Annotated in this window: 22 protein-coding genes; 10 read left to right on the top strand and 12 right to left on the bottom strand. The window is 65.7% G+C overall.

Annotation, left to right across the window (positions count from 1 at the left end):
- The first annotated feature begins 50 nt into the window (after positions 1-50).
- The 3 genes from WDA27_03565 to WDA27_03555 all read left to right on the top strand — a co-directional run bounded on the left by WDA27_03565 (position 51) and on the right by WDA27_03555 (position 2,571).
- On the top strand, positions 51-1,217 hold the full coding sequence (locus WDA27_03565) for a fatty acid--CoA ligase family protein (GenBank protein MFA5890023.1): 1,167 nt from the start codon (positions 51-53) through the stop codon (positions 1,215-1,217).
- 150 nt (positions 1,218-1,367) lie between these two features.
- Positions 1,368-1,868, top strand: a complete 501-nt coding sequence (locus tag WDA27_03560) for a hypothetical protein (protein MFA5890022.1) — start codon at positions 1,368-1,370, stop codon at positions 1,866-1,868.
- A 40-nt stretch (positions 1,869-1,908) separates the two neighbouring features.
- Complete coding sequence (locus tag WDA27_03555; protein MFA5890021.1) at positions 1,909-2,571, top strand: response regulator transcription factor; 663 nt, start codon at positions 1,909-1,911, stop codon at positions 2,569-2,571.
- 186 nt (positions 2,572-2,757) lie between these two features.
- Here the strand turns inward: WDA27_03555 and WDA27_03550 are convergent, their stop codons facing one another.
- The 3 genes from WDA27_03550 to WDA27_03540 form a co-directional block, all read right to left on the bottom strand.
- The gene (locus WDA27_03550) at positions 2,758-5,367 is read right to left on the bottom strand and encodes an EAL domain-containing protein (GenBank protein ID MFA5890020.1); all 2,610 of its coding nucleotides are present in this window, start codon (positions 5,365-5,367) and stop codon (positions 2,758-2,760) included.
- Between the two features lie 16 nt (positions 5,368-5,383).
- Positions 5,384-7,186 carry a S8 family serine peptidase gene (locus tag WDA27_03545; GenBank protein ID MFA5890019.1) on the bottom strand — a complete coding sequence of 601 codons (1,803 nt, stop codon included), beginning with the start codon at positions 7,184-7,186 and terminating at the stop codon, positions 5,384-5,386.
- 258 nt (positions 7,187-7,444) lie between these two features.
- On the bottom strand, positions 7,445-8,095 hold the full coding sequence (locus WDA27_03540) for a response regulator transcription factor (GenBank protein MFA5890018.1): 651 nt from the start codon (positions 8,093-8,095) through the stop codon (positions 7,445-7,447).
- 224 nt (positions 8,096-8,319) lie between these two features.
- Here WDA27_03540 and WDA27_03535 point away from each other — a divergent pair, with 224 nt between their 5' ends.
- Both WDA27_03535 and WDA27_03530 read left to right on the top strand, forming a co-directional pair.
- Positions 8,320-9,519, top strand: coding sequence for an EAL domain-containing protein (locus tag WDA27_03535; GenBank protein ID MFA5890017.1), 1,200 nt, complete (start codon positions 8,320-8,322; stop codon positions 9,517-9,519).
- Positions 9,520-9,521: 2 nt separating this feature from the next.
- Positions 9,522-11,165, top strand: a complete 1,644-nt coding sequence (locus WDA27_03530) for a GAF domain-containing protein (protein MFA5890016.1) — start codon at positions 9,522-9,524, stop codon at positions 11,163-11,165.
- A gap of 27 nt (positions 11,166-11,192) precedes the next feature.
- On the opposite strand, the gene WDA27_03525 is transcribed toward WDA27_03530, so the two are convergent.
- Genes WDA27_03525 through WDA27_03505 form a run of 5 tightly spaced genes read right to left on the bottom strand, consistent with a single transcriptional unit; the run spans position 11,193 to position 15,137 of the window.
- Positions 11,193-11,435 (bottom strand): DUF6457 domain-containing protein, encoded by a 243-nt coding sequence (locus WDA27_03525; GenBank protein MFA5890015.1) that lies wholly within the window; start codon positions 11,433-11,435, stop codon positions 11,193-11,195.
- Positions 11,436-11,438: 3 nt separating this feature from the next.
- The gene (locus WDA27_03520) at positions 11,439-12,038 is read right to left on the bottom strand and encodes a disulfide bond formation protein B (protein MFA5890014.1); all 600 of its coding nucleotides are present in this window, start codon (positions 12,036-12,038) and stop codon (positions 11,439-11,441) included.
- 18 nt (positions 12,039-12,056) lie between these two features.
- Complete coding sequence (locus tag WDA27_03515) at positions 12,057-12,761, bottom strand: TlpA disulfide reductase family protein (GenBank protein MFA5890013.1); 705 nt, start codon at positions 12,759-12,761, stop codon at positions 12,057-12,059.
- Positions 12,762-12,808: 47 nt separating this feature from the next.
- On the bottom strand, positions 12,809-13,975 hold the full coding sequence (locus tag WDA27_03510; protein ID MFA5890012.1) for a radical SAM protein: 1,167 nt from the start codon (positions 13,973-13,975) through the stop codon (positions 12,809-12,811).
- Positions 13,976-13,985: 10 nt separating this feature from the next.
- Positions 13,986-15,137, bottom strand: a complete 1,152-nt coding sequence (locus WDA27_03505) for a TIGR04053 family radical SAM/SPASM domain-containing protein (GenBank protein MFA5890011.1) — start codon at positions 15,135-15,137, stop codon at positions 13,986-13,988.
- 197 nt (positions 15,138-15,334) lie between these two features.
- On the opposite strand from WDA27_03505, the gene WDA27_03500 reads away from it, so the two are divergent.
- From WDA27_03500 to WDA27_03485, 4 genes are all read left to right on the top strand, one after another.
- Complete coding sequence (locus WDA27_03500) at positions 15,335-16,036, top strand: response regulator transcription factor (GenBank protein MFA5890010.1); 702 nt, start codon at positions 15,335-15,337, stop codon at positions 16,034-16,036.
- The gene (locus WDA27_03495; protein MFA5890009.1) at positions 16,033-17,463 is read left to right on the top strand and encodes a HAMP domain-containing sensor histidine kinase; all 1,431 of its coding nucleotides are present in this window, start codon (positions 16,033-16,035) and stop codon (positions 17,461-17,463) included. The genes WDA27_03500 and WDA27_03495 overlap by 4 nt, the downstream gene beginning before the upstream one ends.
- Positions 17,464-17,548: 85 nt before the next feature.
- The gene (locus WDA27_03490) at positions 17,549-19,225 is read left to right on the top strand and encodes an ABC transporter permease (GenBank protein MFA5890008.1); all 1,677 of its coding nucleotides are present in this window, start codon (positions 17,549-17,551) and stop codon (positions 19,223-19,225) included.
- 4 nt (positions 19,226-19,229) lie between these two features.
- Positions 19,230-19,913 carry an ABC transporter ATP-binding protein gene (locus tag WDA27_03485; GenBank protein MFA5890007.1) on the top strand — a complete coding sequence of 228 codons (684 nt, stop codon included), beginning with the start codon at positions 19,230-19,232 and terminating at the stop codon, positions 19,911-19,913.
- Positions 19,914-19,921: 8 nt separating this feature from the next.
- Here WDA27_03485 and WDA27_03480 read toward each other — a convergent pair whose 3' ends face one another.
- The gene (locus WDA27_03480; protein ID MFA5890006.1) at positions 19,922-22,456 is read right to left on the bottom strand and encodes a penicillin acylase family protein; all 2,535 of its coding nucleotides are present in this window, start codon (positions 22,454-22,456) and stop codon (positions 19,922-19,924) included.
- 177 nt (positions 22,457-22,633) lie between these two features.
- The gene (locus WDA27_03475; protein ID MFA5890005.1) at positions 22,634-23,002 is read right to left on the bottom strand and encodes a thioesterase family protein; all 369 of its coding nucleotides are present in this window, start codon (positions 23,000-23,002) and stop codon (positions 22,634-22,636) included.
- Positions 23,003-23,125: 123 nt separating this feature from the next.
- Between WDA27_03475 and WDA27_03470 the strand changes: the two genes are divergently transcribed.
- The gene (locus tag WDA27_03470) at positions 23,126-23,962 is read left to right on the top strand and encodes a hypothetical protein (protein ID MFA5890004.1); all 837 of its coding nucleotides are present in this window, start codon (positions 23,126-23,128) and stop codon (positions 23,960-23,962) included.
- A 73-nt stretch (positions 23,963-24,035) separates the two neighbouring features.
- On the opposite strand, the gene WDA27_03465 is transcribed toward WDA27_03470, so the two are convergent.
- Both WDA27_03465 and WDA27_03460 read right to left on the bottom strand, forming a co-directional pair.
- Positions 24,036-24,476: a hypothetical protein gene (locus tag WDA27_03465; protein ID MFA5890003.1), complete on the bottom strand. Its 441-nt coding sequence runs from the start codon at positions 24,474-24,476 to the stop codon at positions 24,036-24,038.
- A gap of 215 nt (positions 24,477-24,691) precedes the next feature.
- Positions 24,692-25,558, bottom strand: coding sequence for a hypothetical protein (locus WDA27_03460; GenBank protein MFA5890002.1), 867 nt, complete (start codon positions 25,556-25,558; stop codon positions 24,692-24,694).
- Positions 25,559-25,571: the final 13 nt, after the last annotated feature.

The following is a 25,571-nucleotide window of genomic DNA, read 5'->3' as shown; positions in this document are numbered from 1 at the left end:
ACCACTCACTCCTAGAGCGTTCACTCGAATTGTTGGCTAGCCTAACGGACGTGCTGGCGGTGCGGAAATCCGATCTGGTGGCCATCCGGCGGCCTCCCGGACCCGAGTGGCCCGGCCTCATTGCCGAGATCTGGGAAGCGGGTGCCGCGGTCTTCCCCGTGGATTCACGTCTGCCCGATCCCGAAGTCCAAAGGCTCATCCGCGTCGCTCGTCCGACGGCGATTCTCGACGCCGACGACCTCGTCCGCCTGGACGCAGGAATCCCCGCCGCCGACGGCATTGCGCTCGTCGTCGCTACCTCCGGCACGTCGGGACCCCCAAAGGCCGCCGAGCTGGATCACGACGCCGTGCGCGCGGCCGTAGAAGCCTCCGCCAAGCGTCTCGGCAGCACCGACCGCGATCGCTGGCTTGGTTGTCTCCCGCTTGCTCACATGGGCGGACTGCTGATCGCGTTGCGCGCGGTCTTGCTCGGAGCCCCGATCGCCATCCACCCGCGCTTCGATCCGGCAGCGTTCGCGACCGAACGCGACGTGCGCTTCACGTCGCTTGTTCCGACCATGCTCACTCGCCTGCTTGATGCCGGAGCCGACCTCTCGCGCATGCGGGGAATCCTCGTTGGCGGAGGCGGGCTGGACGAAGACCTGCGGGCGCGCGCACGCGAGGCCCGCGCGCCGATCGTCGCCACCTATGGACTGACCGAGACGTGCGGCGGTGTCGTCTACGACGGAGTGCCGCTGGACGGAACCGCAGTGCGCATCTCACCATCCGGCGAGATTCAACTTCGGGGACCGACGTTACTTCGGAACTACCGGGGCCGGGCGCGGCCGCGAATCACCGCCGACGGGTGGCTGCGTACCGGCGACGCCGGCGCGCTCGACGCGAACGGGATCTTGCTCGTACGCGGCCGCATCGACGACCGCATCGACACCGCAGGCGAAAGAGTGTGGCCGCGCGAAGTCGAAGAGCGATTGCGCGCGCACCCGGCCGTCGCCGACGCGGCGGTAGCGGGCAGGCCCGACGCCGAGTGGGGCGCGCGTGTCGTGGCCTACGTCGTGGCGACCAATCCCGGTACACCACCGACGCTGCAGGAACTCCGAGCATTTGTCGCCAAACGCCTCGCCCGGCACAAAGCGCCGCGCGAGTTGGTAATCCTGGACACACTGCCGCGCACCGCCTCGGGCAAGATCCGGCGAGGTGCGCTCGGCAGGTCCGAATAGGCCCTTGTAGCCCGGACCGCCCCCCGTCAACGACCGCGGATGGGTTGCGCGCCCTATCCGTGTTGGCGCGCGCGTCCCTGGCGCCCGGACGCAATAGCGGCCAGGATCGCATTGCAGAGGGCGGCTCTGTCCCGACGGAAGGAAGTTGCGTTGACCCCGATCATCCAGCGGGCGGTCATCGACAGGCCGATGGCGTTGCTCCTCGGAGTGATTACGGTCGAGCCCGGGAGTTGGCTCCGTCCGTTTCTGCGGATCGCCGCGCACGAAGCCGAAGAAGCCGCCCTGCGCTTGCAGGGTGCGCTGCACGTTCCGCCCCGGCTTCCCTCGACGGATAAGAAGACCGTGTCGGTGACGGCCGGTTCGGCCACCTTCGCCACCGACGAAGCGACGGTCTCGATCCCGGTGCATTGGGTGGTAGACGGTTACGCGTTCCTAACGCCTGAGTTTCGAGGCCACATGCAAATAGCGCCGGCCGGCAGCGATCAGACCATTCTGTCGATCCACGGTTCGTTCTCCGGACGGCCGGAGCCCCCGCGCGCAGACATCGGAGCGCGCCTAATCACCCGGCGCGCATCGGAGACATCGCTGCGCTCGCTGCTGTCATTGCTGCGTTCGGCGCTCGAAGCCGCCGAACTCCAGTCGCCCGCCTAACGTCAATGTCGGATGACCTGTGTGCTAGGCTCCAATTACTGTGAGTGCAGAAGAGGAAGCGCCTTCGCGCATTCGGGTCTTGATAGTCGACGACCATCAAATGGTCGCGCAGGGCCTTGTTCGCATTCTTTCTGAACAGCCCGACATCGAAATCGTCGGGACCGCCGGCACCGTCGAAGACGCGTGCGCCAGCGCGCGAATGCACCGTCCCGACGTCGTCCTGATGGACTACGAACTCCCCGACGGCAACGGCGTCGACGCCGCTCGCCGTATCAAGACCGAGGTCCCCCCGACCCGCATCGTCATGGTTACGTCCTACACCGACGAAGCCGTGCTCATAGGGGCGATCGAGGCCGGATGCTCGGGGTATGTGACCAAGCACAAGGTCATCGACGAGGTCGTCGATGCCGTGCGCGCGGCGCATGCGGGGGAAGCCCTGATCTCCCCGGTGATGCTCGCCCGGCTGCTGCCCAAACTGCGGCCGACCAAGCGCGGTCTCGGCTCGGATCTCACACCTCGCGAGGTCGAAGTCCTGCAAATGCTGTCGAACGGATTGTCGAACCAGGCAATCGCCAAGAGCCTCGTGATCAGCGTTCACACGGTCCGTCACCATGTCCAGAACATCATCTCCAAGCTCGAGTCGCACTCCAAACTGGAGGCCGTCGCGGCCGCCGCTCGTGAGGGCATCATCCGCTACCGCTGACCCCCCTCCGGACGCGCGCAGGCCCCGAACGCTGTTTGCGGCGTGCGTCCGGGGCACATGCGGCGCGCGCACCGAACGCGAGAGCCCCATGATCTGGTCGCCCGGCGACGCATCCCTCAACAAAAGAGTACGAATGTGCCCCGGGTTTCTTACGGTTGGTCACGACAACCCCTGAGAGCGGAGCCTTCAGGCGGAACGAACCAGCGCGGTGGCGCTGGACCGCACCCGAGCGCGCGCGCGAAGAAACTCCCCCATGCTCGCTTCCGATAGCGGGCGGGAAATGAAGAACCCCTGTCCAAGGCTGCACCCCATCGCGCGAAGGCGCTGGATTTGCGACTCGTGTTCGATCCCTTCAGCCACGGTCTCGATGCCGAGCGTGCGCCCGATGTGTACGACGGCCTTCGCCAGAGCGGACTCCTCAGGTCCGCAGACCAGGCCGTCGACGAACGACTTATCGATCTTCAGGATGTCGACCGGGAAGCGTCTCAAGTAACTGAGTGACGAATACCCCGTCCCGAAGTCATCAATCGCGATTCCGACGCCCATGGACTTCAGTTGCTCGAGAACCCGGACCGCGCCCTCGGCATCCCGCATCATGCTGCTCTCTGTTATCTCCAACAGCAAGCAGTCACCGCTGAGTCCGCTATCAGAAAGCGCAGCTGCCACGTCGTCCACGAGTCCCGCGTACTGCAATTGGCGGGCTGAGAGATTGACCCCAACCTTGAACCTCCGGTACTCGGGACCGATGTCCTGCCAGGCGCGCGCACTCCGGCACGCCTGTCGCATCACCCAGCGTCCGATCGGAATGATCTGCCCGGTGTCTTCAGCCAACGGAATGAAGTCGGACGGCGGAACCGATCCGCGCACAGGGTGCGGCCAGCGCGCCAGAGCCTCGGCGCCGATTACCCACCCGTCGGCCAGGGACACGATCGGCTGGAAGGCAAGTGTCAGCCCTCCGCTGTCCAGAGCCGCACGTAACTCGGCCTCCATTTCCATTCGCCCGAGAACCGTCGCGTGCATGCTCGGCTCAAAGATCGCGTAGCGGTCCTTCCCACCGCTTTTGGCCACGTACATGGCCACGTCGGCGTTGCGCAGGAACTCGTCCGCGCGCATGCGACCGGGCATCGTCGCGGCAATCCCCAAGCTCGCGTGAACGAACACCTCGTTTCCCGCAAGCGAAATCGGCGTTCTCAGGGAGTCCAGAATCCGATCGGCCGCGCGTGCAGCGCCGTCTTCGGCAACGCCCTCGAGCAGCACCGCGAACTCGTCGCCGCCCAGCCGCGCTGCGGTGTCCCCCGGCCGAAGGACGCCATCGATACGGGCAGCCACGCTCCGCAAGAGTTCATCACCGCAAGCGTGACCAAGGCTGTCGTTGATCGTCTTGAAGTCGTCAAGATCGATGAACATGATCGACACCGCCTGCGGCGGCCTCCCCCCACGTTCAAGGGCGTGCTCGACCCGCTCGGTGAACAGCGCTCGATTCGCCAAGCCCGTCAACGGATCGTGGTAAGCCTGGTGCCGCAACTGCTCCTTGAGTTCGGTTAGCTGGATGAGCGACTTCTCCAGTCTTCCGTTCTCGAGCGCGACGCTCGCGTGGTTGGCAAACGTCTCGAAGAGCTTCAGGTCGGCTGCATCGAATGTGCTCACGTCGCCGAGGCGGTTCACCACCATCAGCACGCCCATCACCCTTGTCTCCCCGCGCAGCGGACAGATCATCGCGTCTTTCACATGAATCGCAGTCACGTCACAGCCAAGGCCGTCGTCGTCGTGTGCGCGCGCAACGAGCACTGCTCGGTCCTCGGCTACCACGCGGGCGCATACGCCCTGTCCGAGTCCGGACCCCGCTGCTTGCATGACGACGGTCTCCTCGTCCGGACCCAACGCCGTGCGAAGAACCGGGTCGTTCTCGACCACCGGCAGCAGTCGGAGGTCCGCATACTCCGCACGAAACATCTTGCGCGCTTGCCCCAGCAGCGCCATCATCGCCTGCCCGGTCTCGGGCGACTGGTGGATGATTCGCGTTGACTCGTAGAGGAACTCCAAGCTCTCGTGCTTCTCCCGCTCGGATGCGTAAGCGCGGTAGGCAAGGAACAACGTCGCGGCAGGAACGAACAGCAGCCCGGCGGCAAGCGAATTCGCCCAAATCACGGTGGCTCCAATAAGGCCCAAGCTCGTGTTCGTCAGCGTGACGATCAACCCGAATCCCAAAGCCTTCGGGAATTGGCGAAACTCCGGCCGGCCGTGTGAGAGCGAGATCGCCACAAAGATCAACGCAACACCGAGAAGGCCCGGAATCAACGCGGCCGCGACGGCCGCTCCCCATGCACGCGGTCCAAGGCCGGCCGCATCGGGCGCAAGGCGCGCGAAGATCGTGGTTGCCAGACTCGTCTGCACCACGAAATTGGCCAGGTTGAACACAAGCTTGAGCGGCGATTGCCTGCGATGGACGGCCAGCGCAACACCGGCCCCCACAAGATGAGCCAGGACCAGCCCCCGTGGATCTGTGAAGAACAAGCCGATGACAAGGGCCAGCTCACTCAATGAAAACGAGTGCGCGTCACGCCGGAACTGGATGTGAACGACCGTGATCTCCGCAACGCAGAACATCACGGCAAACATCCACCACGGGATGAGAATCGGGGCCGTCGGAGGCGCAGCGCTGCGCGTGCCGAACTCGTACGTCGTCAGCGCCGCCGCGCACAGCGCGGCGTTGAGCGCCCACACGCGACCTCCACCCGTCAAACGGGGACGCGGAAGCACCCGCTTCCGCGTCCCCGCCGCTGCGATTGCGTCCATGATCGTTCCGTCTCCCCTAACTCCAACTCGCCCCGGACCAGGAGGCACCGGACCAGGAGGCACCGGACCACGAGCTGCCCGACCACGAGGCACCCGTCCAGTCGTTGGACGACCACGATGTTCCGGACCACGAGCTGCCCGACCAGGAGACTCCCGACCAACTCATGCCGCTCCAGGAAGACCCCGACCAGCTCGTTCCGCTCCAGGAGGACCCCGACCAACTCATGCCGCTCCAGGAGGACCCCGACCAGGAGCTACCCGACCAGGAACTGCCGTTCCAAGTCCCGCCGGACCAGCTCATCCCGAGGGACGCGAGCAGAGCCCACGTCGCAGAAACGAACGGCTTGCCGAAGATGTCGACCTCACCGCTGAGCGTCACCCCGTCCCGGATCAGCCGAACACTGCCGCGCGCCGCGTCCAGCGACCCCAGGCCCGTCGAGGGCTTGAACTTCTGAGCCCTGACACTGACGCTCCCGGCGTGCAAGGCCCCATCAAGGCTGAGTTCACCGGACCCTGTGGACTGGATGCTCCCGGCCAGTTTCGCGGCACTGCCCATCAGCAGGCCCTTGACTTGATCAGGGCTGAGCGTCGGTCGTTGCTGCAGAACAAGCGCCGCGGCCCCAGAAACGACCGCAGCCGCCTGCGACGTCCCGCTCCCGCGGAACAGACGAGAGTTCACGCGTCCGCCGGGATGTTGCTGGTCGATCATCGACCCCGGGACCCGAAGACTCGGGACGGACTTGCCGGGGGCCGCCAGATCCGGCTTGCGGACTCCGTCCCCACTGCTGGAGAAAGGCGCAACGATGTCGTCGGCGAGCGACAAGGTTCCCAGAGGATCAACTGCTCCGACGGCGATCACGAACGGGTCATACGCGGGGTTCGCCAATCCGTCCCCGGGCTTCCAGCCGGCGTTGCCGGCGGCCGCCACAACAACGATTCCCTTCTGCCAGGCCACTTCGACCGCGTAGGCGAGCGGGTCGAGCACGTAGCTCTGGGTGCCATCGGTGCCGAACGACAGGTTGAGCACCCGGATGTTCAGCCCGTTCCGGTTGCGGTTTTGCACGACCCAGTCGATAGCCGCAATGATCTGCGACACATCGGTTGCCCCGTGCGCATCGGCGACCTTGACGCTCACAATGCGCGCGTCGGGTGCCATCCCCACGAAGTGATCCGAGTCGCCCGCGTACTGCCCCGGCACCGCAGCCGAATCACGACCGCCGATAATCCCGGCCATGTGGGTGCCGTGGCCGAAGGTGTCCATGTACCGCAACGTGGAAGACTGGGATTCGAAGGAGAGGTCCGGACCATTGAGCACCCTCCCCGGCACCGTCATTCCCTCGACGGGAGCGATCCCCGAGTCGATGACTGCGACGTCCACGCCCTTGCCGGTGAACCCCGCCTTCCAGTACTCCTGAGCACCGGTCATCAACGTGGTGTTGTAGATCGAGTTCGCATCGGTCGCCGCGTCGTACCCGTCGACCATGCCGAGCATGTGCACGCGTCCATTCGGAGTCACCGACAGAACGCCGGGCGCTCGCCCGATTTGCGGGAGAGCTTGCTCCGGAACTTCAGCCACGAAGCCGCCGATGATTCCGATCCGACGTCCCACGCGACCGCCGTACGATTCCACGGCTTGCTCCGGCGCGATTCCGGCACCGGGAGTCCCGCGAACGATTACCGAGATCATGTCGCCCAGTGCCTCGCCGGCTCCCCGCGCGGGTCCGGCAAGCGCCGTCAGCGCAACAAGGGCGGCAACCACCGCCCGCGCCGCCCGGCCTTTCTTTGAGTCGTTCCAACTAGCTGCGTAAGCCGCCCTCACGACAAACCTCCTCCTTCGCTTCTTCCTCCCTTCAACCTCTCACTCCCACTTGTTCGTCGTCCGCGGACCCACACGCCTGGTGAGGATGCAGCCTCAACTTCGGTGAGGCACCGGCACCGCTCAGCGCGCGCGCGCCACCAAGCCTTCCTCGGAGATGTCGGGATCGCACTGAATGAGACATGCGCCTCACTCCCGTCGGACGAACTGCCGGGGGAGGACGAAACCGCTGCCTCTGGGAGTTGCCGAAGACCGCGACGATCAGGGATAGCGAACGATGCCTTCACGCACAGCAGTACTGACCGCCTCAAGCTTCGAGTGCGTCTGCAACTTCGCAATGATGTTCTGGACATGATTGCGGACGGTCTTGAGGCTGAGAACGAGCGAGTCGGCGATCGCTTGATTCGGCAGGCCTTGCGCCATCATGCGAAGGACCTCAATCTCGCGCGGACTCAGGTTGGACCCGACGCCGCCGGTGGTGCGCCGAAGGCGCGGGAGCAAGCGCGCCAACATCGCCGGTGGAATCAGCGCTTCCCCAACGTTTGCACCGCGCACGGCTGCAACGACTTCCTCAATCGAGTTATCTTTCGGAATGAAACCCGAACATCCCGCCTCAATGGCAGCCAGCAAGACCGACTCGTCGGTGAACGACGTAATCATCACGACCTTCGCGTCCGGCCGATCGGCCTTGATCATCTCGGTTGCAGAGGCGCCGTCACCGTCCGGCAATCGATAATCCATCAAGACGACGTCGGGAGTGAGCACGCGCGACTTGAACCGCGCTTCCTCGACCCCTCGAGCCATCCCAACAACATCGATTCCTTCGTTCCCCCCGAGCGCTTCGGCGATCCCCTGCGCGAACATGCGGTGATCGTCGACGATCAGGACCTTGATGTTCGCTTGATCGGACACGCCGTTCCCCCTTGTCGCCCCACCCGACTACCGCCTCCCCGCACGAGTAGAAAGAATAGTGCGACCTCATAGGAATAACTGAGCCGTTTAGTCATTTTCTTTGCGCTTCGCATCGAAGCGCAACAGACAGTTTTCGCCAGTCGAAACACCGCAAACAGCCCATTGCCGGGCCGACGAGACCTCTCTAGATTCGTAAGACCGGCTCGGCGAGACAGGAAGGCGGCATGAGCGACATCCGGGTCCTAATCGCCGAAGACGACACCACGTTTCGCAGCGCCTTGTGCGATGTGATCCGCTCCGACCCGTCATTGACGTTGATCGGAGAGGCGCAAGACGCCGCCGAGGCCATCGAGCTTGCCTGCCGCTGCCGACCCGACGTCGCTCTGCTCGACGTCCGCATGCCTTTCGGGGGAGGAATGCGCGCGGCCACCGAGATCCAGATCTTCGCGCCGCAGACACGCATCGTCGCCCTCTCGGTATCGGAAGATCGCGAGACCGTGCTCGAGATGCTGCGGGGCGGCGCGACCGGATACCTGGTCAAGGGTGGGTCGATGGACGACATCCTTTCCACCATCCATCGGTGCGCCCGCGGGGAAGCCGTGTTGTCGGCAGAGATCGCCGGCGATGTGATCTGGGAACTGCGCTGCGGACACCGACCGAACTCAGGAACCGCCCAGCGCGCGCCCGTAACTCCGGTTGCCGTATCGGTCACCCCCGGACCGACTGGGGCACTCCGGGCGCGCGCCGGCCGGTCCGATCTCTCCTTCGAACCCGTCTACAACCTCGAACGCCTTCGCATCGTCGGATTCGAGGCACGCACGCGCCCCCGCTCCGACCTCCCCGAAGGTCGCGCGCACCGCGTTCCTCGCCTCCCGGACGACCTAGAGCTTGCGGCGCTGGCGACGGCCGTCCAATCTCTCAAGACGCTGCCCCGGCATGCGTTCCTGTCGCTCGATCCGAGCCTTGAGACGCTGACGTCCGACCGCTTCGACGGCGCGCTCGGGCTAACCTCCGCCGAGCGAATCGTCGTGGAGATACCCAGCCGCGCCACCGACGGGGACGACGAGGTGATGCGGGCGGTGGACCGCGCGCGCGCGCACGGTGCGCGCATCGCCGTCGACGGAACTCGGGCGGCGCGCGGCCACGTCTCGTGCCTGCTGGAAGTGATGCCCGACATCATCACGCTCCACCCCGATCTTGTACGAGGAATCGACGCGTCGCCAGTCAAGCGAGTGCTCACTGCTGTGCTCGTTTCGCTTGCCGGAGACATCGGAACGACGGTCTCGGCGCGCGGCATTGAAACCGCCGCTGAGGTTCGCATCCTGATCGACCTGGGCGTCGAGCAGGGACAGGGCCCGCACCTACGTGCGCCGGGATCGCTGTCGGAACTCTTGGGAACGACCACCGCCACAGCCGAGCAGTAAACATGCAGATACTCATCCGTTCCCGCAGCACGGTCCGGCAGGCGCGACGGTCAAACGAGTCGCCGGCGCAGGGAATGCACCTGCTGGCCGCCTTCGCCGTCGCGCTCGCGCCGATCTTGACCCTCGCCGTTGTCGGCTTCGCGCGGGCGGGCCGCCTCGGGTCGCTCGTCTTCGTCATGCTCGCGGCGGCTACCCTGCTTAGCCTCGCGATCGCGCATGTCGCCGTACGCCGCCTGCTCACCGATCCGCTCGGGATGTTCACGCGCTCGATACTGAGCATCGAACACGGCGACCTCCCGACGCGCTCCGGTGTCCCTCACGACACCGGGGAGTTCGGCCGTCTGGCTGCAGCCTTCGACCGGATGGTCGACGTTCTTCGGGAGCGATCCGAAGAGGCTGCGCGCGCACACCGGGCCCTGCAGTGGCGCGCCGACCGGCTGGAAGGGCTCCACCGCATCGACATGGCAACCCAAGCGTCCGCGTCCGTCGCGCCGATCGCGCGCACCGCGCTGACCGAGGTCAAGAGGTTCGCTTCCTGCGACGAAGCGGTGGTCGAGGAGTGGGATGAAGCGACGGGAAACATGCGGGTGATCGGCGCGAACCCCGACGGCCGCAGCGGCACGTCTCCGGTTTCGTCAACGACGGCCTTGGGCGGCATCGAGAGCCTTCGCGGCGGCAAACCCATCGTTGTTCACGACGTCGAACGCCTGCCCCATTCGTCCCCGAGCGCGCGCGCCGTTCGCTCCAAGGAGGTTCGGTCGTACATGGTCATTCCGCTGCGCTGCTCGGACGAGGTGATTGGAGCCCTGACGCTCGCAGCCACGCAGTCACACGCGTTCTCCCCGGACGACATCGCGGTCGCACAAGAAGTGGCTGACCATCTTGCCGCGGCGATGGCACGGACGCGGATTCGCGACGATGCCGCCGTGAAGTCCGAGGAATTGGCCCGAACGGTGCAGACGCTGCGTAGCGCGGACGACGAGCGCAAGGAGTTACTGACGCGTCTGGTGCGCGCCCAAGAAGAAGAGCGTCGCCGCATCGCCTCCGACGTCCACGACGACCCGCTGCAGGTGATGACGGCGGCGAACCTTCGATTGCAGATGCTGCGTCGCATGATCGTCGACCCCGAACCCGCGCAAATGCTTACCCAGCTGGAGCACAACGTCCACCAGGCGATCGTGCGCCTTCGGAACTTGCTGTTCCAACTGCGCCCTCCGACGCTGGATCGCCAGGGCCTCGCTCCCGCGATCCGCCTGTGCCTCGAGCAACTAACGAGCGAACTGACCGTCGAGCACAACCTCGAGAACCGACTCGGCGAGGAGCCTTCGCTGGAGATCCGTATCGTGATTTACCGGATAGCGCAGGAAGCGATCACCAACGTGCGCAAGCACGCCATGGCCGAACACATCAGTGTCCTTCTGGCCTACGAGGCAGATGGATACCTCGTTCGCGTTCGCGACGACGGACGCGGATTCGACCCGTCGGCGGCCGAGCACGCGCGCCCGGGACACCAGGGAATCTTCGCAATGCGCGAACGCACCGAGATCGCCGGGGGCAGGATCAGCATCGACAGCGCGCCCGGCGCCGGCACGACGGTTGAGTTCTGGCTTCCCGGTGAACCCGCGCGCCCGGCAGTCGCCTCGTAAAGCCCCGAGGCGCGAGCGCCGCCGGCGTTAGGCCTGTTCGGCCGCGCCGCGAACGACTGCGGCCAGATCTTCCAACGTGGCTCCCCCGGCGCGCGCCAGCCCGAGCACGTAGCACAGCACGGGAGCGTTCTTGCGGTCGCCGCTGTCGTGTGCCGCGATACGAGCCACGTCCAGCAACGTCTCGATATCTGTGCTCGACGGCGCGATCGACGCGGGGTCCGACCCCGCAGCCTCGGCAACCGCGGCACTCACTCGCTCAAACCATTCCATCCCTCAGCCTCTCTCTTCGGGCAGCAGCGCATCCTCGTCGTCCACGTCGTCGCCTTCCAGTTCCTGCGGCGCACGGGCGATCATTAGCAATACCGCGATAACCAGGAACCCGCTGATCGCCATGAACGGGAAGGAAACATAGTGGAACTTCCAGATCGTCGTCGTCGAGCACGGCGTGTCCAGCCGGCAAGCAATCGACGTCTGGTCCGGAAAGCGCTCGAGCTGATAGTGATACGTCGCGATGATCGTCCCCACGCCGGCCAGTACCAGGGCGTAGATACGGATCCCAACGTCCTTCTTTATCGCCGCGATGCCCAGGATGATCGCCAAGGGGTACATCGCGATCCGCTGGTACCAGCACAGCAGGCACGGCGGAATGTGAGCAATCTCAGAGTAGTAGAGGCTTCCGGCCATCGAGACCGCAGCCACCGACCACGCCAACGCCAGGGCCGACCCCGAAAGCGAGTCACGCAGGCGCGCGCCCACCTCGGCAACAGCCGGCGAGAACAGCCCGCCGATCCACAGCACCACGGCAACGACAACCGCAACGTTGGAGAGAACGGTGAGAAGTGCGAAGAACGTCGTCAGCGTGTCTACGCTCATAGCAACCTGGACTCCCGGCTACTTGGTAGGCGACGAGGACGCCAGCTGCTCCAAGACTCCCCACACCTGCTCCGGCTCGAACATGCCGCTCACACGCATGACCACCTTACCGTCGGCGTCGGAGAACACCCACAGCGGGAATGCCTGCAACCCGTATGCACCGGCCGCGCTGTTGTTCTTGTCGTCGACCATGACCGGCAACTGCCACCCTTCGCGCTCGAGCCACTTGTCCGGCGGGTAGTTCTCCCCCGACGGGTCTGTAGAGGTCGCGACCGAGATGATGTCGGTGCCCTCCGGTACCGGGTGCTCATCGAGCCAGGCCTGCACCGCGGGAACCTCCTGCCGGCAAACGTGACACCAGTGCGTCACGAACAAGATCGCCTTCGGCCGACCGTCCCTGCGGATGACAACGTCCTTGCCGTCGAACGAGCGGCCCGCAACCTCCGGGATCTGCGCGCCGATCGCCGGGTCGGCCGCCCCTTGCTCCGGTGCCTTCGACAGTCCCCCGCCGGTCACGGTCACTTTCGCGGAGGCGGCGGGGTTGCCGCTGGAGCCTCCGCGCGACATGACGGTCGCCGCGATCCCCAACGCGACAAGGACACTCACCAGAATCGGGAACACCGGGACGCTCTTCTTCTTCTTACGAACCGGTCGCTTACGGCCGGTCGCCGACCCCTTCGTCGGCTGCGACGCAGCCGCCTTCGAACGTGACTTCTTTGCCATCTGTACTTCCTCCCCGCGCGGCCGAGCATCGACGCCGGCCGAGCCGCTTACACTGAAATCTCTTCGTCTGAAAGGTAGCAGGCCGGATCAGGAGCCCAGCGATCTCCGCTCATAGCCTCCGCGCGCGCCCGCAGTCCTCCACCACACACGTCCAGGAATCTACACCCCAAACAGCGACCGCCCAGGTGCGCGCGCTTGTCCCGAAGCTGCGTCAGAACCGCGTCGTCGGGATTCGACCAGATCTGCGAGAAGGGCCGCTCGCGAATCGACCCCAGCACGACGCTGCGCAGGAACTGGTCGGGGTGGACCACGCCTTCCCAGTTGACGCTTGAAATCCCGACTCCGGTGGAGTTCAGGGCACCCCCGTTCCACCGCATGCGCTCAAGCACCTCCTCGGCGCGCGTTGCATCGCGCTCGCGGAGTTTCGTATACATGTAAGGACCGTCGAAGTGGCCGTCCACCGTCAGGATCTCGACTGGCAACCCGCGCTCGACGAAATCCAGGGACTTGGCCATGATTCGATCAACCGCCGCGCGCGTCTCGACGACCGACAGCAGATCGCTCGTGCGACCACGCCCGACGGGAACCAGGTGGTAGAAGCAGATCCGCTCGATACCCTCTTCTTCTGCAAAAGCGAACAACGCTTCCAGCTCCGCGACGCTTTGTCGCGCCAACGTAAGGCGAAGACCAGTCCGGACCCCCTCCGCCCGCAACGCTCGGATGCCCGCGCGCGTCTCCTCGAATGCTCCCACATGCCCGCGGAAACGGTCGTGGGTCTCCCCAACTCCGTCCAGACTCACGCCGACGTACACGACGCCCGCCTCGGCAAGTGCCTTTGCGCGCGCGGCGTCGATAAGCGTTCCGTTCGTCGAGAGCGTGACTCGCAACCCAAGGCTGCGCGCAAACGTCAGCAAATCCAGCAGATCGTGGCGCATCAGCGGCTCACCGCCCGACAGCAGCAGCGCCGGAACGCCGAAGTCGGCTAGATCCTTGATGAAGTCGCGCGCCTCGGCATTGGTCAACTCACCGGGGTACTCCTGGTTGCGCGAACTGGAGTAGCAATGCCGGCACGCAAGATTGCACCGCCGCGTGCAGTTCCACACCACGACGGGGCGACGGCTGCCGGCCGTCGCCGGCGCATCGGTCCCCTTGCCGTAGCGAAGCCCGTCGGAGGTGCTGGATCCGTTGGCATACAGTGTTGTCAGGTTGATCATGGTGCTCCTCCTAGGCGAGCACGCAGGCGGGATCCGCCGCGAGGTAGTCGCCGGTGACGGCGTAGGCGCGCGACCGGCTCCCGCCGCACAACGAGTTGAACTCGCACGAGCCGCAACCGCCCTTGAGTGCCGCGGGATCACGCAAAGCGCGGAAGATCGGCGAGTCACGATAGATCTCGACGGCCGATCGTTCGCGGACGTTGCCTGCAGTGAACGGCAAGAAACCGCTGGGCGTCACGTCGCCGGTATGCGAGATGAACATGAACCCCTTGCCGTCGCCGATGCCGACCGCGGGACGATCGAGTCCGTCCGCAAACCGGTACCCGGCGCCGGCCACCGGAGCGTTCGCGCCCTGGCCGTTGCGCGCGGCGACAACGCGGCGGTACGCGGGAGCCTCCGTAACCTTGATGTCGAACGGCGCCACGTGAGACAGGTCGTAGATCCAGTTGAAGAGGCGCTCATGCTCTGCCGCCGACAACATCGTCGCGATCTGCGCGCGCCCCGTCGGGACGAGGAAGAACAGACTCCACTGCACGGGCTCCATGCCGGCAACCACCCGGGCCATCTCGGGAAGACTCTCCACGTTGTGGCGAGCAACGGTGGTGTTGATCTGCAGGGCGAGATCCTCCTCCGCCAGGGTCTGCGTGATGCTCTTAGTTCGCGCGAACGATCCGGGAAGTCCGCGGAATCCGTCATGCACGGCCGCATCGACCCCGTCGAGAGACAGCGCCACACGCCGCACCCCTGCCTCGCGCAGCGAAACGAGTCTCTTGCGCGTCACGCGAGCCGTTGCGCTCGGAGACAGGGCCACACGCAGTCCGAGGGAGTGCGCGCGCGCAGCGATGTCCTCGAGATCCGGCCGCGCCATCGGGTCACCGCCCGTCAGCACCAGGATGCTCGACCCGAAGCGGGCAAGGTCGTCCACGACGGCGAATATCTCTTCGGTCGTGAGTTCGTTGGGGTCGCGATACGGCTGTGCGTCGGCCCGGCAGTGCAGACACACATAGGCACAGGCGCGCGTCAGTTCCCACGCGACCGTAAACGGCGCGGTGTTGACGTCCCAAGATGCAAGCCGCCCGTCGCGCTCCGCTCGCATCGCGCGCGCGCCGGGCGCCAACCCCGCGCCACCTTGGGATTCAGGATGCTGTGCGTGCGACGACAACAGTTCGTACCTCCCCGGAGGTCGAAAGAAGACGGAGCCTCTCCGTGCTTCCCTTCAGAATCGCCCCAACGCGAATGGACGAAACGGGCCGGAGGACCCGTCTTCGTCGGGACGCCGGGGGGCCTCATGGCCCGCTCAGCGGCCTCACAGGCGATTCACAGGAAGCCGGGCTAGTATCCCGGCCGGGAGATCCAACGGTGACAAAGAAAGCTCGCATCCTGGTCGTTGACGACGAGTCGAACATCACCGACCTCGTCGCCACAGCCTTGCGATACGAGGGGTACCACGTCGAAACGGCGGGTTCCGGACGAACCGCGATCTCGACGGCCGCTTCGTTTGGTCCCGACCTGATCGTGCTCGACGTGATGCTCCCCGATCTCGACGGCTTCGAAGTCGTCCGGCGGCTCGGCAACGGCGGCTCCCGGGTTCCGGTGCTGTTCCTCACCGCCCGTGATGCCACCGAAGACAAGATCCGAGGCCTCACGGCCGGCGGCGACGACTACGTTACGAAGCCCTTCAGCCTGGCCGAACTCGTCGCGCGAGTGCAGGCCGTACTGCGTCGCGCCGGACCGCACGCAAACCGGACCGCACGCCTGGAGTTCGCCGATCTCGAACTCGACGACGACACGCGCGAGGTCTGGCGCGCGCAACACTCCATCGAGCTGACGGCCACCGAGTTCAAACTGCTGCGATATCTCATGCTGAACCCGCGGCGAGTCCTGTCCAAAGCTCAGATCCTCGACCACGTCTGGAACTACGACTTCGGCGGGGACGCCAACGTCGTGGAAACCTACATCAGCTACCTTCGCAAGAAGATCGATGCCCTCGGACCACCGCTCATTCACACGATCCGCAGCGCCGGATACAGCCTGCGACTTCCGAAGGACACCTCGTCGTGACGCTGCGCGCGCGGCTACTGCTCGGACTGATCGCGCTGGCGACGGTCGGACTGGCGGTATCGGGTTTCGCGACTCACTCCATGCTGCGATCGTTCCTCCTAGCGCGCATCGACGACCAGCTCGTCGCGGCGCAGGCTCCGGTGGCGCGCGCCTTGTTGAGCCGCTCCGCCGCCCCGGACGGGTTCGTGATGCCGCGCTCCATGCACCCCGGAGGATCGCAGTCGTCGCTGCTCCCGCCGTTGACCTACGGCGAGATCCGCGACGACCGGGGTTTCGTAGTCACCAGCGGATCGTTCGACTACGGCGACACCACCCCTCCGAAACCACAACTGACAACGGCGCTGGTGGCGGAACGAAGCGACGACGCTTTGGCCTTTACCGTCGGCGCCGATGGCGCGCCGTTCGAATTCCGAGCGCTCAGCACGCGCATAGCCGGCCGCTACACGCTCACTGTGGCCGTCCCGCTCTTCGACGTTGCGCAAACGCTACGTCGGCTGGCATTCGTCGAAAGCACCGCCGCTCTCACAGTTCTCGCCGCACTAGCGGGGCTGGCCCTATGGCTGGTCCGCCGCGAACTTCGACCCCTTGAGCGCATCGCGACTACCGCCGGGTCAATCGCCGCCGGCGACCTTTCTCGCCGGATCGAGCACGAGGATTCACGCACCGAGGTCGGCCGCCTGGGGATCGCGCTCAACACGATGTTGGGAACCATCGAGCAGTCATTCACCGCGCGCCGGGAGTCCGAAGACCGTCTGCGCAGATTCGTCGCCGACGCCTCCCACGAACTGCGCACCCCGCTGACCTCGATCCGAGGCTACGCGGAGTTGTTTCGGCGAGGCGCCGAAACCCGACCCGACGATTTGGCGACCGCGATGCGACGCATCGAAGAAGAAGGCGCGCGCATGGGCATCCTCGTCGACGACCTGCTGCTGCTCGCACGACTCGATCAAGGCCGGCCGCTGGAGCGCGCGCCGGTAGACCTTCGCTCGATCGCCTCCGACGTAGTCGACGACGCGCGCGCCATCGCTCCAGAGCGCGTCATCGAGTTCTCCGCGCCGGAGACCGCAATCGTATCCGGCGACGAAGCGCGACTGCGTCAGGTCGCAGCGAACATCGTCGGAAACGCCCTCGCACACACGCCCGCCGGCACGCCCGTTAAGGTAATCGTGCGGGCGTCGGAAGAGTTCATGGAGTTGGAGGTCTCCGACCAAGGTCCGGGAGTCCCCCCCGAGATCGCCGCACACGTGTTTGAGCGGTTCTGGCGTGCCGCCTCGGCGCGCGCAGGTCGACCCGGCGCCGGTCTCGGGCTATCGATTGCAGCGGCGATCGTCGAGGCTCATGGCGGAACGATCGGGGTTTCCGGCGAGCCGGGCGGCGGCGCGACCTTCCGCGTGCGGCTCCCCCGGACCGGCTCGGAGAACTCGTGATCCTCAGGCTGCTCACAGCCGGCTCCCAGCCGAACCAAAGACGCGCGCATCAGAATGACCGCGCAAGCGGACGAAAGGACTCAACGTGTTCTTCTTGACCTACATACGCAACGAGTTGCGACGGCGCGCCGGACGTACCGTGCTAACGGTGCTCGGGTTGGCACTCGGCGTCGGCCTCGTTGCCGCCATCACATCGGTGTCCAACGGGCTGGACGAAGCGCAGCGGGACGTCTTGAACCCGCTCGCCAGCGTGGGAACGGACCTGATGGTCACCAGACCGGTCGCCACGGCGACCCCGTCGCCGGCGGCCGGGACGCCCGAAGAGGGCCCCGGAGGATTCGGGTTCGGGAGATTCGGCGGCGCGCGCGCCGCGATCTCCGCCGAGGACCAAGCCGCGCTCATCAAGGAGAACCAGTCGGTGATCACCGACCTGTCGAAGCTCGGGGATGCCGGCGACAAGTTCGTGCACACCTACTTCCTGCCGGCCACACAGTTGACGTTCCCGGCCGAACAAGCCGCCGATGTCGCCAAGATAGAAGGGGTCGCGGCGGTAGGCACCGGCTTGACCCTGCTTGCCGTCCACCAGGAAGGCACGGTCCCCGAGATCGTCGCCGAGATCCAAACCGGCGGCGAGACCATCACCGTCGAGCAGAACGTGTCGCCCCCCACCACCGCCGAGCGCAAGGTGATGGAGGAGTGCTTCGACAAGCAACGCAAGTCCGGCAAGAGCCCGCGCGACGCGTTCGGGGAGTGCATGCCCGAGCGCCTGCTGCGCTTCAGGGGCTCGGTGAACGTGCCGGAGCGCACCATCCGCCAGGCGCTGAACCCGCCCGAGACCGACATCACCAGCGAGACCTACACCATCGCCGGCGTGGACCTGGCGAAGCCGGACCTCGGCTTGATCACGGAGTCGCAGCTGACCGCGGGCAAGTTCTTGAGCGCAAACGGGACCGCTGAGGGCGTGCTCTCGGACGCGTATGCGCAGCGACAGGGAATCGCTGTCGGACACACGCTCGACCTCAACGGAACCAAGATCACCGTAGTCGGCTTCGCCAAGCCTCCATTGGGCGGCCAAGCGGCAGACGTCTACATTCCACTCGATACCCTCCAGAAGCTCTCGGCGCGCAAAGGACGCGTGAACGTGCTGCTCGTGCGCGCAGCGGACGCAGGCACCGTGAAGGGGCTCAGCGCCGACATCGCCTCAGCCTTCCCCGGCGCCCAAGTGACCAGCGCCGAAGACGTCGCCGCGCGCGTGAGCGGCTCACTGGTCGATGCAGCCGGTCTAGCCGACCGACTCGGCACGATGCTCAGCACCGTATTGCTGATCGCGGCGTTTCTGATCGCGAGCCTGCTGACGTTGTCCTCGGTGAGCAAGCGCGTACGCGAACTCGGGACGCTCAAGGCCATCGGCTGGAGCAAGGGACTCGTCGTGCGCCAGGTCGTCGGAGAATCGCTGGCGCAAGGCGCGCTGGGCGGAATCATTGGGATCGGATTAGGAATTGTGACGGCCCTGGCAATCGCGGCCTTCGCACCGCCGCTTCAAGCCAGCGCCGCGTCGACGACATCCACCGGGGCTATCTTTGGACTCGGGCAGGTCTCGACTGCCGCAACAGACACGATTGCCCTGCGCGCGCCGATCGACGCGTCGCTGCTGATGCTGGCCTTCGGCCTGGCGCTCCTCGGCGGGTTGGTGTCCGGCGCAGTCGGCGCACTGCGTGCCGCCCGCCTTCGCCCCGCCGACGCGCTTCGAGAGATTGGATAAGGGCATGTACGAGTTGAAGAACGTCTTCAAGCGCTACCGCCAAGGCGACGCCACCATCAATGCGGTAGACGGCGTCGACCTTTCGATTCCGGCGGGGGAATTCCTCGTGATCGAAGGCGCAAGCGGATCGGGAAAGACCACCCTGCTGCAGTTGCTCGGCGGTCTCGACCGCCCAACCGAAGGGACCGTAACGTTCGAAGATCACGACCTCGAAAGACTCGGCGAGCGCCAGTTGGCAGACCTGCGCCTGCGCGCGTTCGGATTCGTATTCCAGCAGTTCAACCTCATTCCAACGCTGACTGCCGTCGAGAACGTCGAAGCGGCACTCGCGCCGCTTCGCATGAAGCCGGCGGCGCGGCGCGAGAAGGCATCGGCGCGGCTGGAGGAAGTCGGCCTCGGAGCGCGCGCCGCTCACCTGCCGTCGCAGCTCTCCGGCGGCGAGCAACAGCGCGTCGCCATCGCGCGCGCGCTCGCTAACGACCCGCGCGTCATCCTCGCCGACGAGCCCACCGGCAACCTCGACACACGCAACGGAGAAGAGATCGTGAACCTGCTCGCGCGCCTGTCGCGCGAGCACGGCCAAACCGTAATCCTGGTCACGCACGACCGCACCGTCACCGGATTCGCCACGCGCGCGCTTCACATGCGCGACGGCGTCTTCGTGAACGGATCAAGGACGAACTCGTAGCAGGCTCGCTACTCCCCGAAGACGGTGAGTTGCTGGAACGTCGGGCGGTTCACCCAGTGCATCGAGATCGCCGCACCCGGCAGGAACCGGATGCGCTCGAGTTCGGGATTCATGTCCCACGCGGACGGATCCTCTCCTTGGCTTCCCGCAAGCGCCGCACCTGCTGCGTCGAGCGAGGCCCACAACGCCCCAGCGCAATCCGAGAGAGTCCCGGTCGTGCCGGCCGTTGTGCTTCCGCAATAGACCTGCGACGTCGTGGAGTTGATCGCGTCCTCCAGAACCTGCGACAGATCGGTCCAGATCTGACCGTAGAACCCGTCCTGGTATGCGCTGCCCGTCGGTCCCGGCGCGTTGTCGAATCCGAGCGGGATGCGAGTCACGTCACCCAAGACCGGGTCATAGATCGAGTGGATCATCCCCGACCACCATTGGTCCATGATCGCGACCGCAGATCCATGCTCATAGCGCCCATCGTGATCTGAGTCCCGCCGCAGGGCACCCGAAGCAACCCACGCGCTCAGGATCTCCTTCATCTGCGCCGCGCGCGCCGACGGCGCCGTGCCGGCGTTCAGAACCCGCAACGCGAGCGGAAGGTCGTAGGACGCTCGCATATCGGTGAGTCCGGCTTCCTCCATCAACTGCACGAGTTCGACCACGGTGATCGAATCGTCGGCCGCAACGCGGTCGTGCAGCATCCTCGACCGATAGAGAGAAGACCACCCCCACTTCGAATCGGCCGCACCCCAGTCGCGGCCTGGACGGTTGTTCCACGAGGTCATGAACCCGGACGCCGGGTTGATCTCGTGCGGGTGCTCGGCAGGAGTCAGGAAACCATCCCACTCCCACTCGCCGGTCCCCCAGACCGGAAGATCCGGGTCCACCGACGCGGGGCGTCGCGGGTAGAGCCCTCCGTGCATGTAGGCGATGTCCTTCGCACCTGCATACATCCAGTTGGTACTGAGGTTCACGTCCGCCATGATCTTGACGAACTCCTCACCCGAGCACGCCTCATTGCGGTTCAGCCGCAAGAAGGCGATCGCCGAGTCTGCTTCACGCCCGTACGTCGAGCGCTGGCGCGCGACGGCAACGGGACGCCCGTCAACGGTTCCGCGCGCGATGACCGGACCGTGAATCGTGCGCTCGGCGTAGATGTCCGGAAGCGCGCGGTAACCGGCAACGCCGGGCAGGTGCGGAAGCGAGCGAACCAAGCGGCGGTTCATGGGTTCGCAGGAACCGCGGAACATATAACTCGTCGAGTGCTCCGTCGGTGCGGACCCGTCCGCCTCGCACAGCAACTCGATGCGAGTGTCGATCATGTCGCCGCCGCCCGCGGTCGCGGTCCAGGCCGCGTTGCTGCTACGTCCCAGGAGTACGAACATCGAGATCCCCGGGAACGCGGCGCCGCGCGCGTGAATCGTTGGGCCGTGCAAATCGACTTCCATCAAGATCTCGGGCGAGAAGTACCCGGTTTGCGGCCCACCGAGAAGCATCGGCCGGCCGGTCGCCGAACGAGATGCTCCGACGACGACCGCATTGGACAACCCGCGAGGACGCAGATCGATCGAACCGAGCGGCGTGTCCAACTTCAAACGGTCCCAGCGAATCGTCGCTCGATCCGCCAAGCGCCCGATCTCGCCCAAGCGCACGGCGGGACTGCTCAACGGAGCGAGGTTCTCGAGCAGCACCTGCACGCCGGGCTTGCCGGTCGAGAAGGTGCGCACATTTGCGGCGGGGACGATCTGCGATTCGTCTCGCTGCATGTAGGGGAACGACAGGCCGGTCTGAGAAGGACCATCGTGGTTGTTCCGGTTGCGGAAGTCCTCGTAGATGCCGCGACCACCCACGAGTCCGAACTCTTGCTCGAGGCTGCCGAGCACCTGCGCGTTTCGCAGTTCACCGCCGCCGCCGGCGCCGAACATCGCCCGAATCACCGTGGTCACCGCCACGATGTCGGTTTCTCTCCACGGGGCAGGCATCCGGCCGATCTCGCGGTACCCGTCGGGAAGGGGGACTTCGGCCCGGTGGATGCGCGCGACGTAGTCGTTCACTCCGTCGATGAACTCGCGCATCGAGACCAGCACCTCCTCGCCGTCGTCGCCGAACTCCTTCGGCAAACGCGCGAGTTGCTCTTGGAACTCCTCTTCGGTGTAGCCGTACAAGCGGACCCATTCCGCGTCTGCCATCCACGCGGGCGTCGTCTCAAGAAGTTCGAACGCCTCTCCGCGACCGATGGCACGAAGCAGGTCCATGATCGGAAGACGGTCCTCGGCCGAGACGTAACCCGCACCGAACCACACGTCTTCGTCGGTGTCGCCGTAGACGTGGGGCACCCCCCAGCGCTCATCGCGCAGGACCTTCACGCCCGGCCGGGGCGAGTACTCGCGCGCGATGGTGCCCTCAGGGCCGAAGCCGGCGTTCTTGAAATAACGGAAGAGCGTGTCTTCGGTCAGTTGGGGATACTCGTAGGCCAGGTTGTCGTAGGCCGAAACCTCCGAGATCGCGTGCGCGTAGTCGGCCCCCGGCGGCAAGATCGTTCCAGCCAAGACTGCATCATCGGGCGGAAACCCGGATGCCCGCCCCGGTCCGGGCGCGACCAACGCCGCGATTGCAAGCAATGCAGAAAGGACAACCCGACTACGCCGCATACTGATACTCCCCTCACCCAAAGGCTCTCTCGGTGAAGGTCTTCGGCGGCGGTTCCAGTTCTCCTCCCCGGCGCCCTAGACGCGCGCGAGTTCGGACTCGAGGCGCGCGCGCAAGATCTCGGGGATCGGCCGCGATTCCTTGGCATCGCGCGTCACCGTCACGTAGGTAACGGTCGCCTCGCAAGTAACGCGGCCATCAACCGTCGCGACGTAGCGCAGGTCAAACGACGCGTTGCCGATTCGCTCTACTCGCACCGCGATCTCCATAAGGTCATCGAACCCCGCAGGCGAGCGCCACTCGAGAACCGCCTTCACCAGCATGGCCTCGAATGCGCCCCCTTCGGCGAAGGTCTCCTTCGGAGGGAAGCCGAGCGACTCAAAGAACCTGGTCGATGTATCGTCGAAGTACGTCAGGTAGTGCGCGTTGAAGACGACCCCCAGCATGTCCACTTCCGCATACCGGGGTCGGAGGACGTATGTAAAGGGCATGAGCGGCACGATACCCGAACGCGGCGGAACCGATCACCGGAGGCCTCCGTCCAACCATCGACGATCACGGAGGAACGAATGAGAAAGCTGGCGGGAGCACTCACGATTCTGTTGACGGCGTGCGCGGCACCCGGTTCGATGGCGTCCTCGATCACGCACCCTTCAGGCGCGCGCGAGTTGGTGCTGCAGGTCTCCACGGCCGGCGGATTCGTTCCCGCCGGCTGGAACCTCACCGCCGTCCCCGAGTTCACGCTCTCCGGCGACGGACGCATCATTACCACGGGACCGCAGATCGAGATCTACCCAGGTCCGGCCATGCCGAACGTCCTTGAGCAAAAGGTCTCCGAGGACGGGATCCAAATGATCTTGGCCGCTGCCCGCGACGCCGGGTTGTTCGGACCAAACCACCACTACGACCAACCGGGCGTCGCCGACGCCGGAACGACTACGTTCACCGTCGTCGCCGACGGACGCACGCACGAGATCTCCGCATACGCCCTGGGAATCGAGGGAAGCCTCCCGGCGACCAGCGACGATGACCGGCGCGCGCGCGCCGCACTGACGAAGTTCCGCGAACGCCTCGGCGACTTGCGCTCATGGCTCCCCGAGAACTCGCTCGGCGATGAGCGCGCCTACGACTTCGACGCGCTGCGAATCGTGGTTCGCCCGGCCTCGGGGATCCCCGACGTGACCCCGAACGAGATCGACTGGCCGCTGGACGAAGCACTCACCACGTTTGGCGCGGCCGTGGACGAGCAGATGCGCTGCGGCGTTGTCGAGGGCGCAGACCTTGTGCCGGTGCTGGCGCGCGCGCGCGAAGCCACCCAGATCACCCGCTGGATGAACAACGACCGGGCGTGGTCTCTGGCATTTCGACCGCAAATACCGGGCGAGACCGACTGCTCCAACGACTGATTCCACTCCCCAAAAGCTCGATGGGCCCGCTTCCGCAGAAGCGAGCCCATCGACATACCGTACGTTCTGGCTCTTATGCCAGGCTGATCGTGACCAGAACCGCGTCGTCGTCGTTGCCGTCGCAGCCCAGCAACACTCCGGTCGTGGTGCAGTCGACCGTTGAGACCACCGTGGAAATCTGGTCGCCGTCGGTGTAGTCCTCAGCGTAGACGTAGATCCCGCCGTCATCACCGGAGATCGACGCGCGGCCGACCGAGTTCTCATCGCCCTCGTCGCCAACGGCAACGCCGAGCGTCCCCGACGGGGCGTCTTGGTTCAGGCCGCCCCCGACGAAGACCGGAACACCTGCAGGCTCGAGCAGGTTGTCCTGGCCTGCCGACCGGTCGGTGGGGCTCGCAGGCGTGCCGTTCTTGCCCTTGCCGGTCGCGGCCGAGGGACCCGGTTCCGCAAATGCGCTCGAAGCCATGCCCGCGACCATGCCGATCGCGAGGATCGTTACGAAGAGCTTCTTCACGTTCTCCTCCTTTTGCAGGCGATACCGCCCGCTCGCCTTGCCGCGCTCCGTTCTAACTCGAAGCAGGCGTGCCCAACCCGCCACACCAGCCACTAGTCGAACGGTGCTCTCGGCCCAAGGTCTCCGGTATACAAGACCAGCGCTTACGTTAGAAGACTCTCCTAAGCACTAAATTGCGATGAACGTTACAAACCGGTACTTCCGGAAGGCTCCGATCAGGATCCGAACGCGAAGAGCAAGCTCTCGCCGTCTTCGTCAAGCGTGAGCCGAATCCCCCGGATCTCATCAACCTCCGGGAATCTCCACACCCCGACTGGGCGCGCGTCGGCGGAGAAGAACGCTCCAACCAGCTTCTTGGTCGCGCCTGCGCTCGCGACGAGTTCGGACTCCCCCGCCGTGAAACTCCTGGAACCCTGGGCGACCGTAGTGCGCGTCACCAGCCAGGTCCCGCCCAGCACATCGAGCACCGAGAGAACCTCCAGGCGAACTCCCCGGACCTCCTTCTGAACCCCAATCGCCGTCCAACGGATCTGGCGGCCGCCGGCTGAAAACGAGGTCACGAACCAGACGCCCGACACCTTGTGCAAGAGCGGACGGGTGATCTGCACAGTCCGCTCGCCGGCCGCGGCAACTTCGCGAAGTTCCAAGACCGAATCGAGCAGCACCGCACCCGAGTCGGATGCGACCACGCTCTCGCCGCGCATCGTGCCGCCGAACTTGTGCGCATCCCCGCGCGCCTCATCCGATTCGGCGACGATTCGCGTAACGACCGTCCAAGCGTTCGCTCCGTCCCGACTCGCCGCGGCGGCCGCATCGAAATCACCTGAGAGAACGGCACCGGACCACGTCCGCCACACACGCCGCGCCGCGGCAACGTCGGCCGCCGTAGCCGTCTTCGAGGAAGGCTCAGGCGCAACCGACGGCTTCGCCGTCGGGACATCCACCCCGGACTCGGACGCCACCAGTGTCGGGGTGGACGTTCGCGTCGGAGGGCCGCCGGTCGCGCCGGAGTTCCCGCACGCGCCGAGCAGCACGGCAGCCAGTGTGGCTGCCGTCCCCACAACGATCCTCGCCTTTCGCATTGTCGCGGCAAGA

The sequence above is a fragment of the Actinomycetota bacterium genome (genome assembly GCA_041658565.1).
Lineage (GTDB): Bacteria > Actinomycetota > AC-67 > AC-67 > AC-67 > JBAZZY01.
The sequence above is the reverse complement of the archived record's forward strand: the minus strand, read 5'-3'. Positions and strand labels throughout refer to the sequence as shown.